The following is a 22484-nucleotide window of genomic DNA, read 5'->3' on the forward strand; positions in this document are numbered from 1 at the left end:
TTGCTGGATCAGCGCTTCGTCGACAGATTGTGAATCTCGAGAACAACCGAGTCTTCATCGACCGCACTTCGATGTTTTAACAGATCGAATGACCAACGACCACGGGCTTTCGCAACCTCAGTTTCATAATCCCGGCCTTTATTGAGGTAGGCCTTGAGATTTTCATTCTTCGCCGCCCAAGGATGGATATAGGACAGCAAAAGATCCAATTCTGCCAGCGCTCTCGCAGATACAACATCGCATGGGCCGATAATATCGGACGCCGCTTCAATTCGGATAGGATGAACGGAACCCCGAGCTCCAGTCTCCGCCAATGCGATACGGAGAAATGCAGCCTTCTTATGGTTGCTTTCGACAAGATGAACCCAGCCATCCTTGAGTTCAGCAAGAAAAATAGCCGTGATGATACCCGGAAAACCTCCACCACTGCCGAGATCAGCCCAAACCAGAGGCTTCGGAGCGAGTTGGAAAATCTGGGCACTATCGGCAACGTGCCGAGACCAGACGTCCTTCAAAGTCGAAGGCGCGACCAAGTTGGTTGTTGCGTTCCATTTCTTGAAAAGCTCGACGAAGTGCTCGAGCCGGTCCTGTGTTTCACGTGAAACACTTTGGCCGTTTATCGTCATATTGGGACTCGTTAGGGCTGTAAGCGGATTTGCTCCGCTCGCGTATAAGTCCCTTTTTTAATCAGCGCAAGGATCAGAGAGATTGCAGCCGGCGTCATTCCGTCAACACGTGCCGCCTGCGCAATATTGATCGGCTTGGCAGCAATAAGTTTTTGTTTCAATTCGTTAGAGAGGCCGGAGATGGCACCAAACTCGAAACCCTCGGGTATCTGACGATCTTCGTCCCGTTTGATGTCAATGATATCAGCACTTTGCCTCTGCATATATACAGCGTAGCTCGCTTCGATCTCAAGTACCTCTGAAACTCGTGGTGCCAGATCGTTCAGCGCAGGCCATATCGGCTTTAAAGCCTCCAGTGTCATCTCTGGATAAGCCAATAGTTCATAGGCGCTACGACGTTGACCGTCCTGATTGAGCTTTAATCCTTGCTTTGCAGCTTGCGCAGGCGTTATCGCCAATTGCTTCAAGAGCTGTCGGCCAGTCTCCAATGCTCCCGTATAAGCTCTAAACTTCGTGGCACGCTCCTGACCAACAAGTCCGAGATCGAGTGCTGTCGGAGTCAGTCGGAGGTCGGCATTATCCACTCTGAGAGAAAGTCTATATTCGGCTCGAGAGGTAAACATCCTGTAGGGCTCCGTGACGCCTTTCGATGTGAGATCGTCGATCATCACGCCTATGTAAGAGTCAGTTCGGCTGAAGATATGCGCTTCAGCTCCACCCGCGAGACGAGCAGCATTCAGCCCCGCGACCAGGCCCTGCGCTCCAGCCTCTTCATAACCGGTGGTCCCGTTGATTTGCCCCGCGAGAAATAGACCGGGAACCTTTCTACATTCCAAAGATGGCTTCAACTCACGCGGATCGACATAATCGTATTCGATCGCGTAGCCTGGTTGAAGAATAGAGACGCGCTCAAGCCCCGGAATGGAGTGAATGAACGCTTCTTGCACATGAGCAGGGAGCGACGTTGAAATACCGTTAGGATATACGGTGTGATCATCGAGCCCTTCAGGTTCGAGGAAGATCTGATGGCCGTCGCGCTCCCCAAAACGAACAATTTTATCTTCAATCGATGGGCAATAGCGAGGACCAACCCCTTCGATCTGGCCGGAATACATCGCGGAGAGGTGAATATTATCCTGGATGATTTTGTGGCTTTCAGGCGTCGTACGCGTTACGCCGCAATCGATCTGCGGGTTCGTGATCTGATCCGTCATGAACGAGAAGGGAACGGGCTCTTCATCCGGCCCCTGCTTATCCAACCCAGCCCAATCAATCGTGCGACCGTCGAGCCGTGCAGGTGTTCCAGTCTTGAGCCGCCCAAGTGCCAGCCCGGCGCGAGACAGAGTGTCAGACAGTCCAACCGAGGGTTTCTCGCCAACACGACCTGCTGGAATCTTTTCGGATCCGATATGAATGAGGCCGCGGAGAAATGTGCCGGTTGTCAATACGACTGCACGACAGGCAATCCTGCGGCCATCGCTGAGGATCACCGCCTCTATCTGTCCGTCCTGAATCTCGACATCGTATGCGTCACCCTCGATAACGTCCAGGTTGTCGGTGTTCGCAATTTCTTTTTGCACGGCCTCGCGGTAAAGACGCCGGTCTGCCTGTGTGCGAGGGCCGCGAACAGCAGGTCCCTTCTTGCGGTTGAGCATCCTAAACTGAATGCCACCTGCGTCCGCCATCCGGCCCATCAAGCCGTCTAGAGCGTCAATTTCCCGGACAAGATGACCCTTGCCCAATCCGCCAATCGCCGGATTACAGGACATGACGCCAATAGTGTCTCGCTTGTGGGTTAAGAGGGCGGTCAGGGCGCCGTAACGCGCTGACGCAGCCGCAGCCTCACTGCCAGCATGACCACCACCAATGACGACGACATCATAAACCATCGAATTTCCAACAAAGAACGAGGCGAAGGGACGCCTTGTGTTTCACGTGAATCATTTACCGATGCAGAACTCGGAAAATATGACGCCGAGCAAGTCCTCAACGTCCACTCTGCCAGTGATACGTCCTAGCGACGTCGCTGCTAGACGAAGGTACTCCGAACGGATTGCAAGTTCCATACCTTCAGAATTTAGCGCATCCCTAACATAGTTCAGCGTCTCTTCAAGCCGTTTTTTATGCCTTGATCGGGCAGGCATAAGGTTCCCAGCAATTCCAACCCTATGATCGATTGCTTTTTTGATGGCTGACTTTAACGCATCTAGGCCTGACCCCGTTTTTGCGGAGATAAGGAGATCAGCTGGCCCAGGGTGATGGGATGCCAGATCAGCTTTCGTCCGCACGAGTAGGCTGTGAGCATGAGGCTTTGCGACAAAATGTTCCGCCTCCGAATCGATGTCCACAAGGTAAAGAACGAGATCGGATTGCTCCGCCGTGCGCTCTGCGCGCTTTATCCCCTCTTGCTCAACAATATCTGTCGCATCACGCAGCCCCGCAGTATCGAAAAGTGTTACCAGGTAGCCATCTATGTCGAGATCGACGCTGAGTACGTCGCGAGTGGTGCCGGCTATCTCTGTCACGATTGCCACCTCACGGCCGCTTAGAGCGTTCATCAAGCTCGATTTTCCGACATTTGGAGCACCCAAAAGAGCGACCTTAAAACCATCTCGGATAATCTCAGCCCCTTGCCCATCCGCCAAATGGCGCGCAAGCTCACCTTCCAGACTACGAACGGCGGCCCAGACCTGACCCGCCACAGAATCCGGCACATCATCCTCGTCAGCAAAATCAAGTTCTGCTTCGATCAAGGCTCTGCAGCGCGTCAACTGGTTTGCCCAGCCGTCATAGAGCGCAGACAGATGGCCGCTGCTCTGTTCCACCGCGAGGCGGCGCTGCATTTCCGTTTCGGCTTGCAGGAGATCGGCAAGACCTTCAACCTCGACAAGGTCCATCTTGCCATTATCGAAGGCGCGTCTTGAGAACTCTCCAGCGTCTGCGGGACGTAGCCCAGGCATCGTTTCCAACAGCGCGAATATTGCCGCGACCACCGCCCGACTTCCATGAACTTGGAGTTCGACACAGTCCTCTCCCGTAAATGAGTGAGGGGAGGGGAACTGAAGAACCAGCGCCTGGTCTATAACATCGCCGTTACGGCCACGAATCGTTTTCAGACCAACTTGGCGCGGAGGGGGCAGTTCATCACCTGCCAAGCTTCGTAAGGCGTCGAGGGAGCTAGGCCCACTTATCCTGATGATCGCAACCCCTGCGGGGAGTGATCCGCTGGATAAAGCATAAATCGTATCAGTCGAGTAGGACATGCCAACGCTCACTTCTTGCATCGGCTCCAAGGTCGAAGCGGCCTTTGACGAGCACGATGCCACGAGTCAAACGAATAGAGCGTCCACAGCAAACGGCGCGTCGCGCTCCAAATAAAATGGCCGCGCCCGGTTCAGGAGCGCAGCCCATAATTCGCCGCGAGAATCCGGCTAATTAGATTATGTGTTCATCGAGTCGAAGAAGTCGCCATTGTTCTTCGTCTGCTTGAGCTTGTCGATAAGGAATTCGATTGCATCGGTTGTGCCCATCGGAGCCAGAATACGGCGAAGGACGAAGATCTTCTGAAGATCCTGACGCGGCACCAACAGGTCTTCCTTACGGGTGCCGGACTTAAGAATATCCATGGCAGGGAAGATACGCTTGTCGGCGACCTTGCGATCAAGCACGATTTCGGAGTTACCCGTACCCTTGAATTCTTCGAAGATCACTTCGTCCATACGGCTACCGGTATCGATCAGGGCCGTGGCAATGATGGTGAGCGAGCCACCCTCTTCGATGTTACGTGCAGCACCAAAGAAACGCTTTGGACGCTGAAGCGCATTGGCGTCGACACCACCTGTCAGAACCTTGCCGGAAGAAGGCACGACGGTGTTATAGGCGCGACCAAGGCGGGTAATCGAATCCAGCAGAATCACCACATCGCGACCATGCTCGACAAGACGCTTGGCCTTTTCGATCACCATTTCCGCGACCTGGACGTGGCGCACCGCAGGCTCGTCGAAGGTCGAGGATACGACTTCGCCCTTTACCGAACGCTGCATATCGGTCACTTCTTCGGGCCGTTCATCTATCAGAAGAACGATGAGGTAGCATTCCGGATGGTTCGCTGTGATCGAGTGAGCGATGTTCTGAAGGAGAACCGTCTTACCGGTTCTTGGGGGCGCGACGATCAGACCGCGCTGGCCCTTGCCGAGGGGCGCGACAAGATCGATGACGCGAGACGACAGATCCTTCGACGTCGGAACGTCAAGCTCCATCTTGAAGCGCTCATTCGGATAAAGCGGCGTCAGGTTGTCGAAGTGAACCTTGTGACGGATCTTTTCCGGATCGTCGAAATTAATTGTGTTGACCTTGAGAAGCGCGAAATAGCGCTCCCCTTCCTTCGGTCCACGGATAGGGCCTTCGACCGTATCGCCGGTCTTCAGCGAGAAGCGGCGGATCTGGGAGGGAGAGATATAGATATCATCGGGGCCGGGCAGATAGTTGGCATTGGCAGAGCGGAGAAAGCCGAAGCCATCCTGTAGAACTTCTACGACGCCTTCCCCGATGATCTCGACATCCTGGCTTGCCAGCATCTTGAGAATAGCGAACATGAGCTCCTGCTTGCGCATGGTGCTCGCATTTTCAACTTCCAGGGATTCGGCAAACGTCAGCAAATCGGTCGGCGATTTGCTTTTGAGTTCCTGTAGCTTCATTTCAGCCATGAAGAGAAAGACCGTCTTTAAAAATATGTGGGGGAGCGGCGTGTTCGCGAATCAGCTTCTGAGGTGCAACCGCAGCCGTCTGAATAATTCACATGCCAGGAGATGAGTAGGCTGAAAATAGCGTTTCGGGCCCGCCGCCGCAAGAGCAAAGCAACAATTCCGGGAAAATTATCGTGATCGTCAGTTATCCGAACGGTTTCACAACCACAAGTATGACTATGACGATCATGAGAACCGTAGGAACCTCGTTCATCAACCGCCAGTGACGGGCAGAACGTCTGTCTTCATCCCGGCCGAAGGCTTTTGCACTACGGCTGAAATAAACATGGGTCGCTGTCAAAGCGATCACCAGAGCAATTTTGGCGTGAAGCCAGCCACCGGTGAAGCCATAGACAGACCATGCAAGGTAAAGGCCAAGAACCCACGTCACCATCATGGCGGGGTTCATGATCAGCCTTACCAGCCGCTGTTCCATCACCTTGAAGGTTTCAGACTGTGCTGAGCCGACAGGCGCATCCGTATGGTAGATGAAGAGCCGCGGCAGGTAGAGAAGACCCGCCATCCATGAGATGACAGCCACAATGTGCAGAGCCTTGATCCAGAGATAGGCGTCCGCCGGATCGACATGCAGGATCAGCGCGATAAAGCCGATGAAGACGGCGAGAGCGGCAGCAGCACGAAGATGCGTTTTACGGCCCGCCGTCGCCGAAATCTGCTTTTCCTCGCTCACAGTGACGCTCCCTGAGCACGCACCCGCGCCACCAGACGGGCCACGTTCTCGGGATCGGCCTGGGGCGTAATACCGTGGCCGAGATTGAAGATTAACGGTCCATGGCCGAGAGATTGCAGGATCGAATCAATCCCGTCCTCTAACGGCTTGCCACCGGCAATCATCAACATGGGATCGAGATTACCCTGAACAGGGCCGTCTTGTTGCAACTCGCGCGCAAAGGACAGTGGCACGCTCCAGTCGAGACCGATCGCATCAGCTCCGGTCTTGCGTCGGTAATCTTTCAACAAAATGCCGGCGCCCTTCGCAAAGGCGATGATCTTGGCATCTGGCCTGCGCGCGCGGACGGACTGGATGATCCTAGCCACCGGTTTGACCGCATAAGCCTCAAACTCCTTCTCGCCCAACACCCCTGCCCAGGAATCGAAGATCTGCACGGCGTCAGCACCGGCATCGAGTTGCGCCACCAGGTAGTCCGCCGAAACCTCCGCCAGAAACGCCAGAAGCTTTTCCATAGCATGTGGATGCTGATAGCCGAAAAGCCGGGCAGGTGCCTGATCGGGCGTGCCATGACCTGCAATCATGTAGGTCGCAACGGTCCACGGCGCACCGCAGAAGCCAAGCAGCGTGGTCTGTTGAGGTAATTCAGCACGCAGTTTGCCGACAGCTTTGAAGACCGGATCGAGATAACCGATAACACCTGAGGCATCCAGCGCTTCGATTTCAGACGCGCTGATCGGATCCATCTGCGGTCCCTTGCCTTCGGAGAAACTGACGTTTCGCTTCAAAGCATCCGGGACGACCAGAATATCGGAAAAGAGGATTGCAGCATCGAGGCCAAAGCGGCGGATCGGCTGAAGCGTGACTTCGGTTGCAAGCTCTGGATTGTAACAGAGGTCCAGGAAACTTCCTGCGACCTTTCGCGTTTCCCTGTACTCCGGAAGGTATCTTCCAGCCTGTCTCATAAGCCAGATAGGAGGAGGGCTTACGGTTTCTCCGTTCAAAACCCTCATGACGTTCCGTTCGATCATTGCGCGCAGCTCTTCCAAATAAAAAAACAAAGAGATTTAAAAGATTTTCTATTTCTTAGAGTCGGTGAGTAGCAAGGATTAAAAACTTTCAAGCTGATATGCCGCAGTGGGCGGATCGCCTTGGCTCTTGTGTGATCATTACACGCGGTTCCTCAGCATTCCTTGGGAAATCCAATTTTCGTATTAATTTTCAAAACCTTGTCATACGTTCCTTTGTGAGACGAGCTGTGGATAACAGGGGGACAACATGAAAGATGTTTTTCTTTATCCCAACGATTCACAGCAGCCTTTCTGCTTGCTACACCAAACACCGAAGTGTGGATAAGTGGGCGGTTTTCCGCCACGCAGGATCGACCGCGCGCGCCATGTCGGACTTGTCCAGCTTTATCAACAGGGAGGCAAAAACAGCGTGGAGAATAAAAAAAACTTCTTCCATCTGCACCTGATATCGGACTCGACCGGAGAGACTCTGATGTCTGCCGGGCGGGCTGTATCGGCGCAGTTCCACGCGTCCATGCCGATTGAACATGTCTATCCGATGATCCGAAATCAAAAGCAATTGCAGGCGGTGGTAGAAGAGATCGATCGCCAGCCCGGCATTGTGCTTTACACCATCGTCGATCAGCAACTGTCGTCCTTCCTAGAACTTCAATGCCACGCGCTTGGTGTCCCTTGCGTCAATGTGCTGGAACCGATTATCGGCATTTTCCAGAGCTATCTGGGGGCAACCTCACGCCGGCGCGTTGGTGCGCAGCATGCACTGAATGCAGATTACTTCGCCCGTATCGAAGCGCTGAATTTCGCCATGGACCATGATGACGGACAGATGCCGGAGCATTATGATGAGGCGGATGTCGTCATCATCGGGATCAGCCGCACCTCGAAAACGCCGACGAGCATCTATCTCGCCAACCGCGGCATCAAGACCGCGAATATACCGGTTGTGCCGAACGTTCCCCTGCCTGACAGCATCTATACGGCCACGAAACCGTTGATCGTAGGACTTGTCGCAACCTCCGACAGAATATCGCAAATCCGCGAAAACCGGGAACTTGGAGCAACGGGTGGCTTCGACCGGGGACAATATATCGACAGGGCCACAATCATGGAAGAGTTGAAATATGCCCGCGCGCTCTGTGCTCGCAACAACTGGCCTCTGATTGATGTCACACGGCGCTCCATCGAAGAGACGGCCGCTGCTATCCTTGCCCTGCGCCAACGGACACGCTAATCCGAATCCCGACATTCATCGGAGACAACCATGACGTCCGAACTGATACTTGCATCTGCCAGCGCCTCGCGCCAGATGCTCATGCGCAATGCAGGTCTTACATTTTCCAGCATTCCGGCGCAAATTGATGAGCGCGCAATCGACACAAAGCTCGAGCAAGACGGCGCCGCTCCCGAGGTTATCGCTCTGGAGCTCGCTAAGGCCAAGGCTATTGCCGTCAGTCTTTTACATCCGGAAGCCTTCGTGATCGGTTCGGACCAGACGATGTCGCTCGGCGACCGAATCTACCACAAGGCGAAAGATATGGCGCAGGCGCACGCCAACGTCCTGTCACTGTCTGGAAAGACGCACCGTCTGAATTGCGGCGTAGCACTCGCGAAGAACGGCGCAGTCATTTGGGATACCGTCAGCATTGCAAAGATGACGGTGCGTGAACTGTCTGCCGATTATGTGTCGCGCTACCTCGAACGATCCGGCTCGCAAGTGCTGTCCAGCGTGGGAGCCTACCAGTTGGAGGGAGAAGGAATCCAGCTATTCAGTTCGATCGAGGGAGACTACTTTACAATCTTGGGGCTGCCGCTCCTTCCTCTGCTGGCGCAATTACGGGAGCTTAGGGTGATCGATGGCTGATTCACGTGAAACATTAACCAAAAATGCTTTCGTCGTTGGCTACCCAATCAAGCACTCGCGTTCGCCGCTCATTCACAACTTCTGGCTCAAACAGTTTCAGATCGACGGTAACTACGGAGCGGTAGAAAAATCGCCGGAGGAATTTCCCTCGTTTCTCGCTTATTTGAAGGGGACCGATACGCCTTATGTTGGTGGGAACGTGACGATTCCCCACAAGGAATCTGCCTACAGACTCGCAGACAGGCCGGACGATCTGGCTGAAGAGCTCGGTGCTGCCAATACGGTTTGGGTTGAGGATGGACTGATCCACGCCACCAACACGGACGGTTTTGGCTTTGTTGCCAATCTGGATGACAGACATCCGGGATGGGACAAGAGCGGCAAGGCATTGGTTCTGGGGGCAGGGGGCGCCAGCCGCGCTGTCATACAGGCTATCCGCAATCGCGGTATTTCCGAAATCCATGTGGTCAATCGCACCGTGGAACGAGCGCGGGAACTCGCAGACCGGTTCGGTCCAGCCGTCCACGGGCACCCCATGGAAGCGCTTGCGGAAGTGTCGAAGGATTGCGGGCTTTTCGTCAACACCACCTCGCTCGGCATGGATGGGACGGACGTGCGCGATATCGACTTTTCACCATTGGCAGAAAACGCCGTTGTGACAGATATCGTCTATGTGCCTCTGAAAACGCCTATTCTCGATATGGCAGAGAGGCAGGGATTTGAAACCGTCGACGGGCTCGGCATGCTTCTTCATCAGGCGCGTCCAGGCTTCGATAAGTGGTTCGGCGTCAGGCCGGACGTTACGTCGAACCTTCGGTCGATGATTATCGCGGATATGGAAGAACACGCATGATTGTCATAGGTCTGACCGGCTCCATTGGAATGGGAAAGACCACAACTGCAAAACTCTTTGCCGACGAGGGTGTGCCAGTCTGCGATTCAGACGCCGTGGTTCATGATCTTTATCGCTCCGAGGCCGTCTCTCCGATTGCGGTCGCTTTCCCGCAAGCGGTGCAAGAGGGCAGGGTGAATCGTGACGTCCTAAGCCATATCCTGCGTGAGAATCCGGCTCAGTTTTCGGTCCTGGAGAGCATTGTCCACCCACTCGTTCGCAGCAAGCAGGACGCATTCGTCGCCCAGCATAAGCAAAATGGCGAAGCGGTTGCGCTTCTGGATATTCCTCTGTTGTTCGAGACGAAGGCAGAGAGCCGCGTCGATGTTGTTGTGGTGGCCAGTTGCTCGCCAGAGATCCAGCGTGAACGTGTGTTGTCGCGTCCTGGCATGACGGAAGGGAAATTCGCGATGATCCTGTCCCGGCAGATGCCGGATGTGGACAAGCGTCGAAAAGCGGATTTCATCATTGATACGGGACATGGTATCGAGGACGCGAGAATGCAGGTTCGCTCGGTGCTTCAAGTGCTCTCGCAACGGACTTAAAACTCCGTACGCGACCTTGCGAAACTAGCGATCATATCAGAAGGGCAGTCATTCCGATGCGCGAAATCATTTTCGATACGGAAACCACAGGTCTGGAATCCAAATTCGATCGTATCATCGAAATTGGCGGGATCGAGCTGATCAATCATTTTCCGACCGGAAGAAGCATCCATATCTACATCAATCCGGAGGACCGGAAAGTCCATCCCGATGCGCTTGCAGTCCACGGCATCACCGATGAGTTTCTGCAGGATAAGCCCAAATTTGCCGAGGTTGTGGACCAGATTCGGGAATTCTTCGATGGTGCCCGCTGGGTAGCGCACAATGCCACCTTCGATATGGGTTTCGTCAATGCGGAATTTGCGCGCCTTGGCATCGAGCCTGTATCGCCGGAATGGGTAACCGATACGCTTGCGCTTGCGCGCCGCAAACATCCGATGGGTCCGAACTCCCTGGACGCGCTCTGCCGTCGATATGGTGTCGATAACTCGCGTCGCGACAAACACGGAGCGCTTCTTGACTCCGAACTTCTGGCCGACGTCTATATCGAGATGATCGGTGGCCGGCAGACGGCACTTGGATTCGGCTCTGCGTCTAAAACGCAAATCACCGCACAAGAGGATGATCGTCCTACGCCACCGCTGCAGCGCGAGCGGCCACTGCCGTCACGCCTTGATGTGCAGGCGCTAGCCGCGCACGAAAAGCTTTTGCAGTCGATGGGTGAGAAGGCGATTTGGAATAAATATCGCCAGCCTTCTTGAACTCTCTGTGCAAGACACCGGACAACAAAAAACCCGGGCTCGATGAACCCGGGTTACAGAATGGTCTTGGGCGATCCGATCAGTTCGGGACGGCCTGAACCTGAGAGCGGGCCTGTTCTTCGGCAACGCGCTGGGCAAACATCTGCGCGAAATCGATCGGGTCGATCATCAAAGGCGGGAAGCCGCCATTGCGCGTCACGTCTGCGATGATTTGACGGGCGAATGGGAAGAGCAGTCTCGGGCACTCGATGAACAGAACCGGCAGCATATGTTCCTGCGGGAAACCGGTGATGCGGAAGACGCCGCCATAGGTCAGCTCGGCCACGAACAGAACCTTGTCGCCATCCTTGGCTTCTGCATTCAGCGTCAGGACGACGTCAAAGTCGGAACCGGAAATCGGGTTTGCATTGACATTGACGTTGATGTTGATCGAAGGCGCGCCATCACGAGCCTGAAGCGAACGCGGCGCACCCGGATTTTCGAACGAAAGATCCTTTGTGTACTGGGTCAGAATATTGAGAGACGGCGCCGCGCCGTTCTGTGCGCCATTTTCAGTGGTCATGATGTGCCTCGTAAAGTGAATGCCGTGAATGCCGTCTATCATCTGGACCCGAGGCTTACAACCCTCCGGCGCCGTCTGGCAGACTTACTCTCTGGGTAGATTGCGGTCATTGCGATCGGGTGACCAGGGTGAATTGTTCGGACCTTCGCGATGAAAATCGTCCTCGTCCAGATCGACCACCTTTGACGATGTCGAACCACGCGGAGCATTGCGAAAACCGCCACGAGCAAAATCCGCAACGATGATATTGGGTCGAAAGATCGTCCAGAAAAACCGGCGCACTGCCGGCACAAGCAGCAAAATCCCGATAATATCGGTGAAAAATCCCGGAACGAAAAGGAGGATACCAGCGATGACACGCATGCCGCCGCTGACAAGCGCCTCTGCTGGCTGGTCGCCCGTACGTCCCGCATTTTGCAGATTTCGCACCATACCCAAACCACCATTGCGCAGAATGATGAGGCCCAGCATTGAGGTCAGGATGATCAATGCCAGTGTCGGCCACAGGCCGATTGCCTTCCCGACCACGATAAAGCCGGCAATTTCCAGAATGGGCATCAAAAGCACGATGACCGGCAGCAGTGAGAAACGCATATTTCTAGCCTTGCGTGTTGGATAGTGAGCAGAAAACCGATCTGCAGGAACCGCCGATTGAATCTGCATATTTGAAGATTGATCGGATGAAGACTATATGATGGTTCAACATTGGATTTAAATGGTGGTTTCGGTAAAAGATGGGCTCAAGCGACTTCATAACATTGTTTTTCCTTGTGGCGGCGGTGCTGATCTTTTTCCAGCTTCGCAGTGTGCTTGGCCGCCGCACCGGCAACGAGAAGCCGCCATTCGATCCCTTCAGCGCCCGTGAAGCAGCAAAAGCGCCAAATGACGATAACAAGGTCGTTACCTTGGCGAAGCGTGGCGAAACGGATGAAAACCGTTTTGCTGGCGTGGACATGATCGCGCCACCCGGTTCTGCTCTGAATGATTCCCTGCGCCAGCTTATCGAGAGCGATCCGTCTTTCCAGCCGAAAGAATTCCTCAATGGCGCCCGGATGGCTTATGAAATGATCGTCATGGCCTTTGCGGACGGCGATCGGGACACATTGAAGAACCTTCTTTCCAAGGAAGTCTACGACGGCTTCGATGCGGCGATCTCCGAACGCGAAAAGCGCGGCGAAGTGGTGAAGTCCACCTTTGTCGGCATCGAGAAAATCGATATCACCCAGGCAACGGTGCGCGGATCCGAGGAACAGATTACGCTGCGCATCATCAGCCAGTTGATTTCCGCCACCTATAACAAAGATGGCAAGCTGGTGGATGGTGATGCGGAAAACGTATCCGAAGTCGACGACATCTGGACCTTCTCCCGCGATATCCGTTCCCGCGATCCAAACTGGAAGCTGATCGCGACTGAATCCGAAGCATGATTACGACGAGAGAGTTTCACCTTCAAAAGGTGTCGTTCGATAAGTTGGAGGGCTGGGGGCATGATGACCCCTCAGCCCTTTTTGCCGTGATGGGCGATATCCTGGCCCATATGAAAAAGGGCAAGCCCTACCGCAGTGCAAGCCTCGGTCTTTCGGCTGAGGATCTCACGGTGCTGCTGGAAAAGGCAACGACGGCAAAGATCGACACTGCCGATCAGGCGCGCGCCTTCTTCGAGGAGAACTGCGTTCCCTTCCGGATTATCCTGGCGGACGAAAAGCGTGGCTTCGTCACCGCGTTTTACGAGCCGGAACTGGAGGTTTCGGCACTCCGGGACGAGGTCTGGAAATATCCGATCTACAACCGCCCGGGCGACCTGGTCGATATCGATGACAGCAACCGCCCGTCCCATATCGACCCCTATTATGCCTTCGCTCTGGAAAGAAACGGCGAGATTTCCGAATATCCGGATCGACGGCAAATCGATCAGGGCTATCTTGAAGGCAGGGGGCTCGAAATTGCCTTTGCAAAATCCAAGGTCGATCTGTTTTTCGTCCACGTCCAGGGTGCCGCGAGGCTGAGATTTACCGACGGGTCGCTGAAACGCGTGACTTATGCGGCCAAAGCTGGCCACCGCTTCTCCCCGATCGGTCGCCTGTTATTGGATCGCGGAGAACTCGATCCTGCCACCGTCTCCATGCAGACGATCCGTCAGTGGCTTGCCGATCATCCCGACCAGGTGGATGAGGTGCTCTGGAACAATCGGTCCTACATATTCTTTCGCGAGGCGGACGTAGACGGGCTGGAGCTCGGGCCGATCGCTGCTGCTAAAGTGCCTCTTGTCGTTGGACGATCGCTCGCCGTCGACCGCTTGATCCACACCTTCGGTTTTCCTTTTTTCATCCAGTCGCAGAGCCTGACCCATTTGGATGGCGGAAAGCCGTTTGCCCGTTTGATGCTGGCGCTCGACACCGGCTCCGCAATCGTCGGACCCGCACGAGGCGATATCTTCACCGGTTCGGGAGATGAGGCGGGCGAACTTGCAGGCACCGTGCGCAATCACGCGGATTTCACTATACTCATCCCCAAAGAGGCTGCGGAAAGGTATCTCTGATGAAGGGTGGGCGCAAACTCGGCAAGGAGGAGCGCGTGCTGTGGGGCAAGGTTGCCCGCACAGCGCGGCCGATCTCCGGTCGCATGGAAGATCTGCTGGTCTTCGAGGACGTCGAGGTGGATCCGGCCCCTAATCCGCCCATCGCATCCGCCAAGCCCATTCCGCCATTCCCGCAGATGATTATAGAACCTGTGCCAGAGTCTTCCGCGCCAGGGGTGAAAAAGGATCGTGTTCATCACCCATTGGAAAAGCCGGTAAAGCGCAAGCTCACGCGCGGTCGACTGGCGCTCGAAGCACGTATCGACCTTCACGGCATGTTCCAGAGCGAGGCGCATGCGGTGCTTCTCGATTTTCTCGTGCGCGCGCATGAGCGCGGTCTGCGTCACGTGCTGGTGATCACCGGTAAAGGTCGGTCTATGGGCAGCGATGGGGCATTGAAGCGCGCGGTACCCATGTGGTTCTCTAAGCCGGAGTACCGCCATCTGATCTCCTCTTACGAGGATGCTTCCATGAACCATGGCGGCGATGGCGCGCTTTACGTGCGGCTGTCCCGCAGACGGGGAGACAAGTCGTGACGCCCTTCGCCGAAGCCGTTCGGCGTCTGCGCGAGCAGAAGGGCGTGACGCAGAAGGACATGGCTTTTGCCATCGGTGTGTCGCCCGCTTATCTCTCGGCACTTGAACATGGGAAGCGGGGTACACCGAGCTTCGACCTGTTGCAGCGCATCGCCGGCTACTTCAACATCATCTGGGATGATGCCGAGGAGTTGTTCCGCCTCGCCGGCACTTCGCATCCCCGTGTCATCATTGATACGGTCGGTCTTCCGCCAGAATATACCGCTCTTGCCAATGCGCTTGCGCATGATATTCGCAAGCTGCCCCGGACTGTGATAGACGAATTGTCAGCCGTGCTGCAAAAAGGCCGTTCTTGTGACTGAAAGTCGCGCTATCCCCTGTTTTATCGAGGGTTTGAGGGGCGCAGACTTTGGATATCGGGACGGAATTCCTATAGTCGGCCAACCGGATTGAAAGTGATTCGCTGCGATTGCGCGCCCGAAAAGCGGTACGCTCTGGCAGCGCCCATTGGAAAGAATGCTTATGACTGAAACACCGTCGAGCGAAAACAGCGTGAATACGGAATATGGAGCCGATTCGATCAAGGTTCTCAAGGGCCTTGATGCTGTGCGCAAACGTCCCGGGATGTATATCGGGGATACTGACGATGGGTCCGGTCTCCACCACATGGTCTATGAAGTGGTGGACAACGCGATCGACGAGGCGCTGGCCGGTCATGCCGATCTCGTCACCGTGACGTTGAATGCCGATGGCTCCGTCACCGTGACAGACAACGGCCGCGGTATCCCGACCGACATTCATACGGGCGAGGGCGTCTCGGCTGCGGAAGTGATCATGACGCAGCTCCATGCCGGCGGCAAGTTCGACCAGAACTCCTATAAGGTATCCGGCGGTCTGCATGGCGTCGGCGTTTCGGTCGTCAACGCTCTCTCCGTCTGGCTGAAGCTGCGTATTCGCCGCAACGGCAAGGTCCACGAAATCTCCTTCACCCATGGCGTCGCGGACAAGCCACTGGAAGTGATCGGCGAATATGAAGGCCGCTCGGGCACGGAAGTCACCTTTCTGGCAAGCTCCGACACCTTCACGATGACGGAATACAACTACGCTACGCTTGAGCATCGCCTGCGCGAACTTGCCTTCCTCAACTCGGGCGTTCGCATTCTGCTTACCGACAAGCGCCACTCCGACATCAAGCAGGAGGAGATGGTTTACGATGGCGGTCTGGAAGCTTTCGTACGGTATCTCGACCGCGCCAAGAAGCCGCTGGTCGACAAACCAGTTGCCATTCGTGGCGAAAAGGACGGCATCACGGTCGAAGTCGCCATGTGGTGGAACGATAGCTACCACGAGAATGTGCTTTGCTTCACCAATAACATTCCCCAGCGCGATGGCGGCACGCATATGGCGGGCTTCCGCGGCGCGCTGACACGTCAGGTCACCTCCTATGCGGATAGTTCAGGTATCACCAAAAAGGAAAAGGTCTCGCTTCAGGGCGAAGACTGCCGTGAAGGCCTGACGGCGGTTCTCTCGGTCAAGGTGCCAGATCCGAAATTTTCCTCGCAGACCAAGGACAAGCTCGTTTCGTCCGAAGTGCGCCCTGTCGTCGAAAACCTCGTCAACGAGGCGCTCAGCACGTGGTTCGAAGAGCACCCGACAGAAGCAAAGATTCTCGTCGGCAAGGTGGTGGAAGCTGCCGTTGCGCGCGAGGCCGCACGCAAGGCCCGCGAATTGACCCGCCGCAAGGGCGCACTCGATATCGCCTCGTTGCCGGGCAAGCTTGCAGATTGCTCCGAGCGCGATCCGGCAAAATCCGAACTCTTCCTCGTCGAGGGTGATTCCGCTGGTGGGTCAGCCAAGCAGGGACGCTCGCGTGAAACGCAGGCCATCCTGCCTCTGCGCGGTAAGATCCTCAACGTGGAGCGCGCCCGCTTCGACAAGATGCTGTCCAGCCAGGAAATCGGCACGCTGATTACCGCGCTCGGCACCTCGATCGGCAAGGACGAATTCAACGCGGACAAGCTGCGTTACCACAAGATCATCATCATGACCGATGCTGACGTGGACGGCGCCCATATTCGCACCCTGCTCCTGACATTCTTCTTCCGCCAGATGCCGGAACTGATCGAACGCGGCCATCTCTACATTGCTCAGCCTCCGCTCTACAAGGTCACGCGCGGCAAGTCCGTCCAATATCTGAAAGACGAAAAGGCGCTGGAAGACTACCTGATTTCTATGGGTATCGAAGAAGCATCGCTGACGCTTGGCTCCGGTGAGGTGCGCGTCGGCCAAGATCTGCGTGAAGTGATTGCTGACGCCGTTCGCATGCGCTCGCTGATCGACGGCCTGCATTCCCGATATAATCGGTCGGTCGTGGAACAGGCGGCCATTGCTGGAGCGCTCAATCCGGAACTCTCCGCGGACGCCAGCAAAGCGGAAGCCACGGTTGCGGAAGTCTCCCGTCGTCTGGATATGATCGCCGAAGAGACGGAGCGCGGCTGGTCCGGTGAGGTTCTGGCCGATGGTGGCTTGCGCTTCCAACGCATGGTCCGTGGTGTCAAGGAACTTTCGACGATCGATATCGGCTTGCTCGGCTCCGCCGACGCCCGCCACATCGACCAGCTGGCCGCAAGAAGCCGTGAAGTCTATGCGACTGTTCCGGTCCTGCAGCGCAAGGATGGAAGTCTGCAGATTTCCGGTCCTCGCGCGCTTCTTGAGGCCATCTTCGCAGCTGGTCGCAAGGGCCTTTCCATGCAGCGATACAAGGGTCTTGGTGAAATGAATGCCGAGCAGCTATGGGAAACCACGCTCGACGCCAACGTCCGTTCGCTGCTGCAGGTCAAGGTCAATGATGCGACCGATGCCGATGGCCTGTTCGCCCGTCTGATGGGCGATGAGGTGGAACCACGCCGCGACTTCATCCAGGAAAACGCGCTGAGCGTCGCAAACCTCGATATATGATTTTGCTGTGGATCGTGTCGGCGCACGATTCACGTGAAACAGTTTATTAAGAAACCCGGCTTCGATGCCGGGTTTTTTATTGGCGAGAGGGAAGAAGGCTTCGGTTACGCTCAAGCTGGAGGCTCAAGAATCCGGCTAATCGGTAAACCCCTGCGAGTCAGTCCGCGTTGCCTGTGAACTTGCCTTCGAATGCGATCTGCGAGAGTGGAAGCCTCTGGCTCGGGACTTCGCGTTCTGCCAGGTCGTCAGGGAGCGTGCTTTTATGCGCGATCTTTCCGATAGCAACCATGGCTTCGACGACGTAGCCTTCCGGGACACCCAGCTGCCCGACGATCTTGTCCTTGAATATGCCTGCCATGCCGTGGGCGTGATAGCCAAGCTTGTGCGCCTGCATTGCGAGAGCAAACCAGGCCGCGCCCGCGTCGAAGGAGTGCGTCGCTGCTGGCTTCTTTTCACCGTCGCGGAGATTGTAGGTACGCGACAGAATGACGATCAGGGCAGATGAATTCTTGGCCCAGCGCTGATTGCCCTCCATGAGAAGGCCAACAAAGTCCTCCCACTCAGCCGATCCATTCAACCCGTAGACAAAACGCCAAGGCTGTTGGTTGGAAGCCGACGGTGCCCAACGCGCGGCATCGAGAATGGTCAACACATCGTCCTTCGGCATTGGCTTGCCGTCATAAGCGCGAGGGGACCAGCGATCGAGGAAAAGAGGATCGACGGGGTAATCTGTGTCTCGCGAATTGCTGGTCGTCATGATGTGTCCTTATCAATAGGAGAGGAAGGCAGATGCGATCGTATTTTTGCCGCCTCTTCATGGTCAAGGGGTGACAAGGATAAATAGTTCGTTCATATATGCATCATCTTGTCTGACAACTGGGAGAGATCCATGAAACTGATGCGCGTCGGTCAGCCCGGCCACGAAAAGCCCGCCATTCTCGATGCGGAAGGAAAAGTCCGCGATCTCTCAGGCCACGTGAAAGATATTGGCGGGGAAGCGATTTCACCCGAAGGTCTGAAGAAAATCGCAGCACTGGATTTGTCCACGCTGCCAGTTCTAACCGAAGATCGCATCGGCGCATGCGTTGCCGGCACAGGCAAGTTCATCTGCATCGGTCTGAACTTCTCCGACCACGCTGCCGAAACAGGCGCTGCTGTTCCGTCCGAGCCGGTCATCTTCATGAAGGCGACATCAGCGATCGTGGGACCGAATGACAACGTCGTCATTCCACGCGGCTCCGAAAAGACCGACTGGGAAGTCGAACTCGGCGTTGTTATCGGCAAGACAGCGAAATACGTGTCGGAAGCTGATGCTTTGGATTACGTCGCTGGCTACTGCGTCTCGCATGACGTCTCTGAGCGCGCTTTCCAAACGGAGCGCCAGGGCCAGTGGACAAAGGGCAAGTCTTGCGACACCTTCGGTCCGATCGGTCCATGGCTCGTTACAAAGGATGAGGTCGCCGACCCACAGAACCTCGGCATGTGGCTGAAGGTGAATGGTGAGACCATGCAGAACGGCTCCAGCAAGACCATGGTCTATGGCGTTGCCAATGTCGTGTCCTATCTCAGCCAGTTCATGTCGCTGCATCCGGGCGACGTAATCTCCACCGGCACGCCTCCAGGCGTTGGCCTTGGCATGAAGCCGCAGCGCTTCCTCAAAGCCGGCGATGTTGTCGAGCTCGGCATCGAAGGTCTTGGCACTCAAAAGCAAACTTTCGTCGCCGATATCTAACGAACGAGGCGGTTCATCCCTGTCCTTGCCCTTCGCATTTCGCTGGAGAAGAGGGCAGGGGGGAACCAAGCCGTTTTGTGCAACTGCGAAAAGATGCTAGACTGTCACAAAAGACGACGATGACGACGGGAGGCGTTTATTCGTGTTCTATCATCTTTATGAAATGAACCATGCGGCCATGGCACCTTTGCGCGCCAGCGCTGATCTAATGCGTCAGGCCTGCAACAACCCTCTCAACCCCCTCTCCAACACCGCTTTTGGCCGCAGCCTCGATGCGGGTTTTGAAGTCTTCGAGCGAATGACGCGCCGCTATGGCAAGCCCGAATTTGGCATCGCGAAGACTGAGATCGGTGGAGAAACTGTCGATGTGTCGCAAGAGATCGCCTGGTCCAAACCCTTTTGCCGGTTGCTCCATTTCAATCGAAATCTGCCTGAAGATCGACGGGACGATCCAAAAGTTTTGCTGGTTGCACCGATGTCCGGCCACTACGCCACGCTCCTTCGTGGCACGGTCGAGGCGCTGCTGCCGCACGCGGATCTCTATGTAACCGACTGGATCGACGCCCGAACAGTTGCGCTGACCGAAGGCCGGTTCGATCTGGACGATTACATCTCGTACATCATTGAGATGCTGCATCACCTTGGTGATGGAACGCATGTGGTGGCCGTCTGTCAGCCATCGGTTCCGGTGCTCGCCGCCGTTGCGCTGATGGAGGCGGATCAGGATCGCTTTGCGCCTGCCTCCATGACCTTGATGGGCGGGCCGATCGATACGCGCATCAATCCGACTGCCGTCAACGAGCTCGCCAAGGCCAAGCCCATCGACTGGTTTCGCGACAATGTCGTCATGTCCGTGCCGTGGCCGCAACCGGGCTTCGGACGTGCGGTCTATCCGGGTTTCCTGCAACTTTCCGGCTTCATGTCCATGAATCTCGACCGGCACATGACGGCGCACAAGGATTTCTATCTGAACCTCGTGAAGAATGACGGCGATTCGGCGGAAAAGCACCGGGAATTCTATGACGAATATCTCGCCGTTATGGACCTGACCGCCGAATTCTACCTTCAGACAGTCGAAACCGTCTTCATCGAGCACGCGCTTCCGAGAGGCATGATGATGCACAGGGGCAGGGCGGTTGATCCAACTGCCATTCGTACTGTCGCGCTCTTTACCGTGGAAGGAGAGAATGACGACATTTCCGGTGTCGGGCAGACCAGGGCCGCACATGATCTTTGCCTGAACCTGCCAGCCGACAAACGTCGCCATTATATGCAGCCGGATGTCGGCCATTACGGCGTCTTCAACGGCTCTCGCTTTCGCAATGAAATCGTGCCGCAAATGATAGCTTTTTTTCAGACGCATCAGCGCCGGCCCTGAACGAGAGCGGATGGCTTTTCGCGGCGAGACGGGCTATGACCGTGTCCATGTTTTCGCTGCTTCGAAAGTCCCTGAAATCACCGTCTTCCCGCAAACCGGCGCATACCCAGCGCACGGTCGAGGTGGGCGGGCGCAACGTGCCGATCACGATCAAGGAAAACCAGCGGGCAACGCGTATTACGCTGCGCATCGAGCCAGGCGGCAAGGCGCTGAAGCTGACGATCCCTTATGGCCTCCACCATGCGCAGGTCGATATGTTTCTTGATCGTCATCAAGGATGGCTTGAAACCAAATTTGCAAAGTTTTCTGCGCCGACGGGAATGAATGACGGGGCGTCCATTTCCATCCGTGGTACGCTCCATACGATCCGGCACTCGGGTTCAATGCGCGGCGTAACCCATATCACTCAAGATGAGGACGGTCAGCCTCTGCTGAAGGTGAGTGGGTTACCTGAACATACAGGCCGGCGCGTTGCGACTTTCCTGAAGAAGGAAGCCCGGGCCGATCTGGAGCGACTTGTTACCATCCATTCAAAGGCAGTTGGCAGGCCAGTGCGCTCGATCTCGATGAAAGATACGCGCAGCCGCTGGGGTTCCTGTTCGCATGAAGGGAACCTGAGTTTTTCCTGGCGCATCGTTATGGCGCCGGAAAGCGTGATCGATTATCTGGCCGCCCACGAAGTGGCACATCTTAAAGAGATGAATCACGGCCCGAAATTCTGGGCGCTGTGCAAGAAGCTTTGCCCCGAGATGGAGAAGGCGAAAGCATGGTTGAAGCAGAACGGCTCGCAACTTCATGCTATCGATTTTGACTAGTCTGCAATTGCAGGTTTGGATTCACGTGAAACATTTATTCGCATGTCCGCTTCGCCCGCATTTTGGCTCGACTCGCAAGGCGTTTCGTGTCACGTCCCAGTCATGAAAAGTGCCAGTATGCCGGACATCAAGATTTGCGGGCTTAAAACGCCGGAAGCCATTGAACGCGCGGTTCGACGTGGGGCGACGCATATCGGTTTTATCTTCTTCGAGAAGAGCCCGCGCAACATCGAGCCGGATATCGCCGGTAAGCTGGCGGATGCCGTGCGCGGCAGCGTCAAAGTGGTTGCCGTCACCGTCAATGCCGATAATGACGAGCTTGATGAGATCATCGATCTTTTGAAACCCGATATCCTCCAGCTCCATGGAAGCGAAACCCCGGAACGTGTGCTGAGCGTCAAGGCGCTTTACGGCCTGCCGGTGATCAAGGCTTTTTCTATTCGTGACGCCGATGATCTTGCCAAGATCGATCCCTATATCGGGATCGCGGACAGTTTCCTGTTCGATGCCAAGGCGCCGGCCGGATCCGAATTGCCGGGAGGCAATGGCGTCTCCTTCGATTGGAGTGTTCTGCATTCTCTTGACGAGAGCGTGAATTACATGCTTTCGGGAGGTTTGAACGCGGATAACGTTGCCGAGGCTTTGGCAAAAACCGGAGCAAGCGGACTGGATGTATCGTCGGGTGTGGAAAGCGCGCCTGGTGTAAAGGATTTGGCCAGGATCGACGCATTTTTTGATGCGGTTCGATCGGCTAGGCTGCAGGGAGTTTGAAA

Annotated in this window: 23 protein-coding genes; 14 read left to right on the forward strand and 9 right to left on the reverse strand. The window is 55.6% G+C overall.

Translation table 11 applies throughout. From position 1 onward, the window contains the following. Nucleotides 1-8: 8 nt before the first annotated feature. The 6 genes from rsmG to hemE form a co-directional block, all read right to left on the reverse strand. Entirely contained in the window at nucleotides 9-626 is a 618-nt protein-coding gene (rsmG, locus tag ACQZ5M_RS12965; RefSeq protein ID WP_296034979.1) for a 16S rRNA (guanine(527)-N(7))-methyltransferase RsmG, read from the reverse strand. Nucleotides 627-637: 11 nt separating this feature from the next. Next, nucleotides 638-2515 carry a tRNA uridine-5-carboxymethylaminomethyl(34) synthesis enzyme MnmG gene (gene mnmG / locus ACQZ5M_RS12970; protein WP_449079930.1) on the reverse strand — a complete coding sequence of 626 codons (1878 nt, stop codon included), beginning with the start codon at nucleotides 2513-2515 and terminating at the stop codon, nucleotides 638-640. 51 nt (nucleotides 2516-2566) lie between these two features. Then, nucleotides 2567-3889 (reverse strand): tRNA uridine-5-carboxymethylaminomethyl(34) synthesis GTPase MnmE, encoded by a 1323-nt coding sequence (gene mnmE, locus ACQZ5M_RS12975; protein ID WP_449079931.1) that lies wholly within the window; start codon nucleotides 3887-3889, stop codon nucleotides 2567-2569. 177 nt (nucleotides 3890-4066) lie between these two features. Continuing rightward, entirely contained in the window at nucleotides 4067-5332 is a 1266-nt protein-coding gene (rho, locus tag ACQZ5M_RS12980; RefSeq protein WP_296016142.1) for a transcription termination factor Rho, read from the reverse strand. Between the two features lie 184 nt (nucleotides 5333-5516). Next, on the reverse strand, nucleotides 5517-6062 hold the full coding sequence (gene hemJ / locus ACQZ5M_RS12985) for a protoporphyrinogen oxidase HemJ (RefSeq protein ID WP_449079932.1): 546 nt from the start codon (nucleotides 6060-6062) through the stop codon (nucleotides 5517-5519). Further along, nucleotides 6059-7093: a uroporphyrinogen decarboxylase gene (hemE, locus tag ACQZ5M_RS12990; protein ID WP_296077917.1), complete on the reverse strand. Its 1035-nt coding sequence runs from the start codon at nucleotides 7091-7093 to the stop codon at nucleotides 6059-6061. The genes hemJ and hemE overlap by 4 nt, the downstream gene beginning before the upstream one ends. Before the next feature lie 409 nt (nucleotides 7094-7502). Between hemE and ACQZ5M_RS12995 the strand changes: the two genes are divergently transcribed. The 5 genes from ACQZ5M_RS12995 to dnaQ are packed head-to-tail and all read left to right on the forward strand — an operon-like array spanning nucleotide 7503 to nucleotide 11152. Next, nucleotides 7503-8324, forward strand: a complete 822-nt coding sequence (locus tag ACQZ5M_RS12995; protein WP_296077915.1) for a pyruvate, water dikinase regulatory protein — start codon at nucleotides 7503-7505, stop codon at nucleotides 8322-8324. Nucleotides 8325-8354: 30 nt separating this feature from the next. Beyond that, the gene (locus tag ACQZ5M_RS13000; protein WP_296077914.1) at nucleotides 8355-8954 is read left to right on the forward strand and encodes a Maf-like protein; all 600 of its coding nucleotides are present in this window, start codon (nucleotides 8355-8357) and stop codon (nucleotides 8952-8954) included. Further along, nucleotides 8947-9807 (forward strand): shikimate dehydrogenase, encoded by an 861-nt coding sequence (locus ACQZ5M_RS13005; protein WP_296077913.1) that lies wholly within the window; start codon nucleotides 8947-8949, stop codon nucleotides 9805-9807. Before ACQZ5M_RS13000 ends, ACQZ5M_RS13005 begins: the two co-directional genes overlap by 8 nt. Then, nucleotides 9804-10391: a dephospho-CoA kinase gene (gene coaE / locus ACQZ5M_RS13010; RefSeq protein ID WP_296077911.1), complete on the forward strand. Its 588-nt coding sequence runs from the start codon at nucleotides 9804-9806 to the stop codon at nucleotides 10389-10391. Before ACQZ5M_RS13005 ends, coaE begins: the two co-directional genes overlap by 4 nt. A gap of 56 nt (nucleotides 10392-10447) precedes the next feature. Further along, nucleotides 10448-11152 (forward strand): DNA polymerase III subunit epsilon, encoded by a 705-nt coding sequence (gene dnaQ, locus ACQZ5M_RS13015; protein ID WP_296077910.1) that lies wholly within the window; start codon nucleotides 10448-10450, stop codon nucleotides 11150-11152. A 79-nt stretch (nucleotides 11153-11231) separates the two neighbouring features. Here dnaQ and secB read toward each other — a convergent pair whose 3' ends face one another. Both secB and ACQZ5M_RS13025 read right to left on the reverse strand, forming a co-directional pair. Continuing rightward, nucleotides 11232-11714, reverse strand: a complete 483-nt coding sequence (gene secB / locus ACQZ5M_RS13020; RefSeq protein ID WP_296016126.1) for a protein-export chaperone SecB — start codon at nucleotides 11712-11714, stop codon at nucleotides 11232-11234. A gap of 84 nt (nucleotides 11715-11798) precedes the next feature. Beyond that, nucleotides 11799-12308 (reverse strand): FxsA family protein, encoded by a 510-nt coding sequence (locus ACQZ5M_RS13025; RefSeq protein ID WP_296016124.1) that lies wholly within the window; start codon nucleotides 12306-12308, stop codon nucleotides 11799-11801. A gap of 140 nt (nucleotides 12309-12448) precedes the next feature. On the opposite strand from ACQZ5M_RS13025, the gene ACQZ5M_RS13030 reads away from it, so the two are divergent. From ACQZ5M_RS13030 to gyrB, 5 genes are all read left to right on the forward strand, one after another. Further along, a complete protein-coding gene (locus ACQZ5M_RS13030; protein WP_449079933.1) occupies nucleotides 12449-13141 on the forward strand; it encodes a Tim44/TimA family putative adaptor protein in 693 nt (230 codons plus the stop codon). Continuing rightward, nucleotides 13138-14253, forward strand: coding sequence for a murein transglycosylase A (gene mltA / locus ACQZ5M_RS13035; protein WP_449079934.1), 1116 nt, complete (start codon nucleotides 13138-13140; stop codon nucleotides 14251-14253). Before ACQZ5M_RS13030 ends, mltA begins: the two co-directional genes overlap by 4 nt. Further along, nucleotides 14253-14828 (forward strand): Smr/MutS family protein, encoded by a 576-nt coding sequence (locus ACQZ5M_RS13040; RefSeq protein WP_296016118.1) that lies wholly within the window; start codon nucleotides 14253-14255, stop codon nucleotides 14826-14828. Before mltA ends, ACQZ5M_RS13040 begins: the two co-directional genes overlap by 1 nt. After that, entirely contained in the window at nucleotides 14825-15190 is a 366-nt protein-coding gene (locus ACQZ5M_RS13045; RefSeq protein ID WP_296077902.1) for a helix-turn-helix domain-containing protein, read from the forward strand. The genes ACQZ5M_RS13040 and ACQZ5M_RS13045 overlap by 4 nt, the downstream gene beginning before the upstream one ends. A gap of 160 nt (nucleotides 15191-15350) precedes the next feature. Continuing rightward, nucleotides 15351-17786 carry a DNA topoisomerase (ATP-hydrolyzing) subunit B gene (gene gyrB / locus ACQZ5M_RS13050; protein ID WP_296035013.1) on the forward strand — a complete coding sequence of 812 codons (2436 nt, stop codon included), beginning with the start codon at nucleotides 15351-15353 and terminating at the stop codon, nucleotides 17784-17786. Nucleotides 17787-17943: 157 nt separating this feature from the next. Here the strand turns inward: gyrB and ACQZ5M_RS13055 are convergent, their stop codons facing one another. Then, nucleotides 17944-18543 (reverse strand): nitroreductase family protein, encoded by a 600-nt coding sequence (locus tag ACQZ5M_RS13055; protein ID WP_449079935.1) that lies wholly within the window; start codon nucleotides 18541-18543, stop codon nucleotides 17944-17946. Nucleotides 18544-18675: 132 nt separating this feature from the next. Between ACQZ5M_RS13055 and ACQZ5M_RS13060 the strand changes: the two genes are divergently transcribed. From ACQZ5M_RS13060 to ACQZ5M_RS13075, 4 genes are all read left to right on the forward strand, one after another. Further along, nucleotides 18676-19518, forward strand: a complete 843-nt coding sequence (locus tag ACQZ5M_RS13060) for a fumarylacetoacetate hydrolase family protein (protein ID WP_449079936.1) — start codon at nucleotides 18676-18678, stop codon at nucleotides 19516-19518. Nucleotides 19519-19660: 142 nt separating this feature from the next. Further along, nucleotides 19661-20896, forward strand: a complete 1236-nt coding sequence (locus tag ACQZ5M_RS13065) for a polyhydroxyalkanoate depolymerase (protein WP_296035019.1) — start codon at nucleotides 19661-19663, stop codon at nucleotides 20894-20896. 47 nt (nucleotides 20897-20943) lie between these two features. Beyond that, nucleotides 20944-21711: a M48 family metallopeptidase gene (locus ACQZ5M_RS13070; protein ID WP_296016198.1), complete on the forward strand. Its 768-nt coding sequence runs from the start codon at nucleotides 20944-20946 to the stop codon at nucleotides 21709-21711. Nucleotides 21712-21828: 117 nt separating this feature from the next. Continuing rightward, nucleotides 21829-22482 carry a phosphoribosylanthranilate isomerase gene (locus ACQZ5M_RS13075; RefSeq protein ID WP_296016196.1) on the forward strand — a complete coding sequence of 218 codons (654 nt, stop codon included), beginning with the start codon at nucleotides 21829-21831 and terminating at the stop codon, nucleotides 22480-22482. The last annotated feature ends 2 nt before the right edge of the window (nucleotides 22483-22484 follow it).

The sequence above is a fragment of the Rhizobium sp. 22-785-1 genome (genome assembly GCF_053521965.1).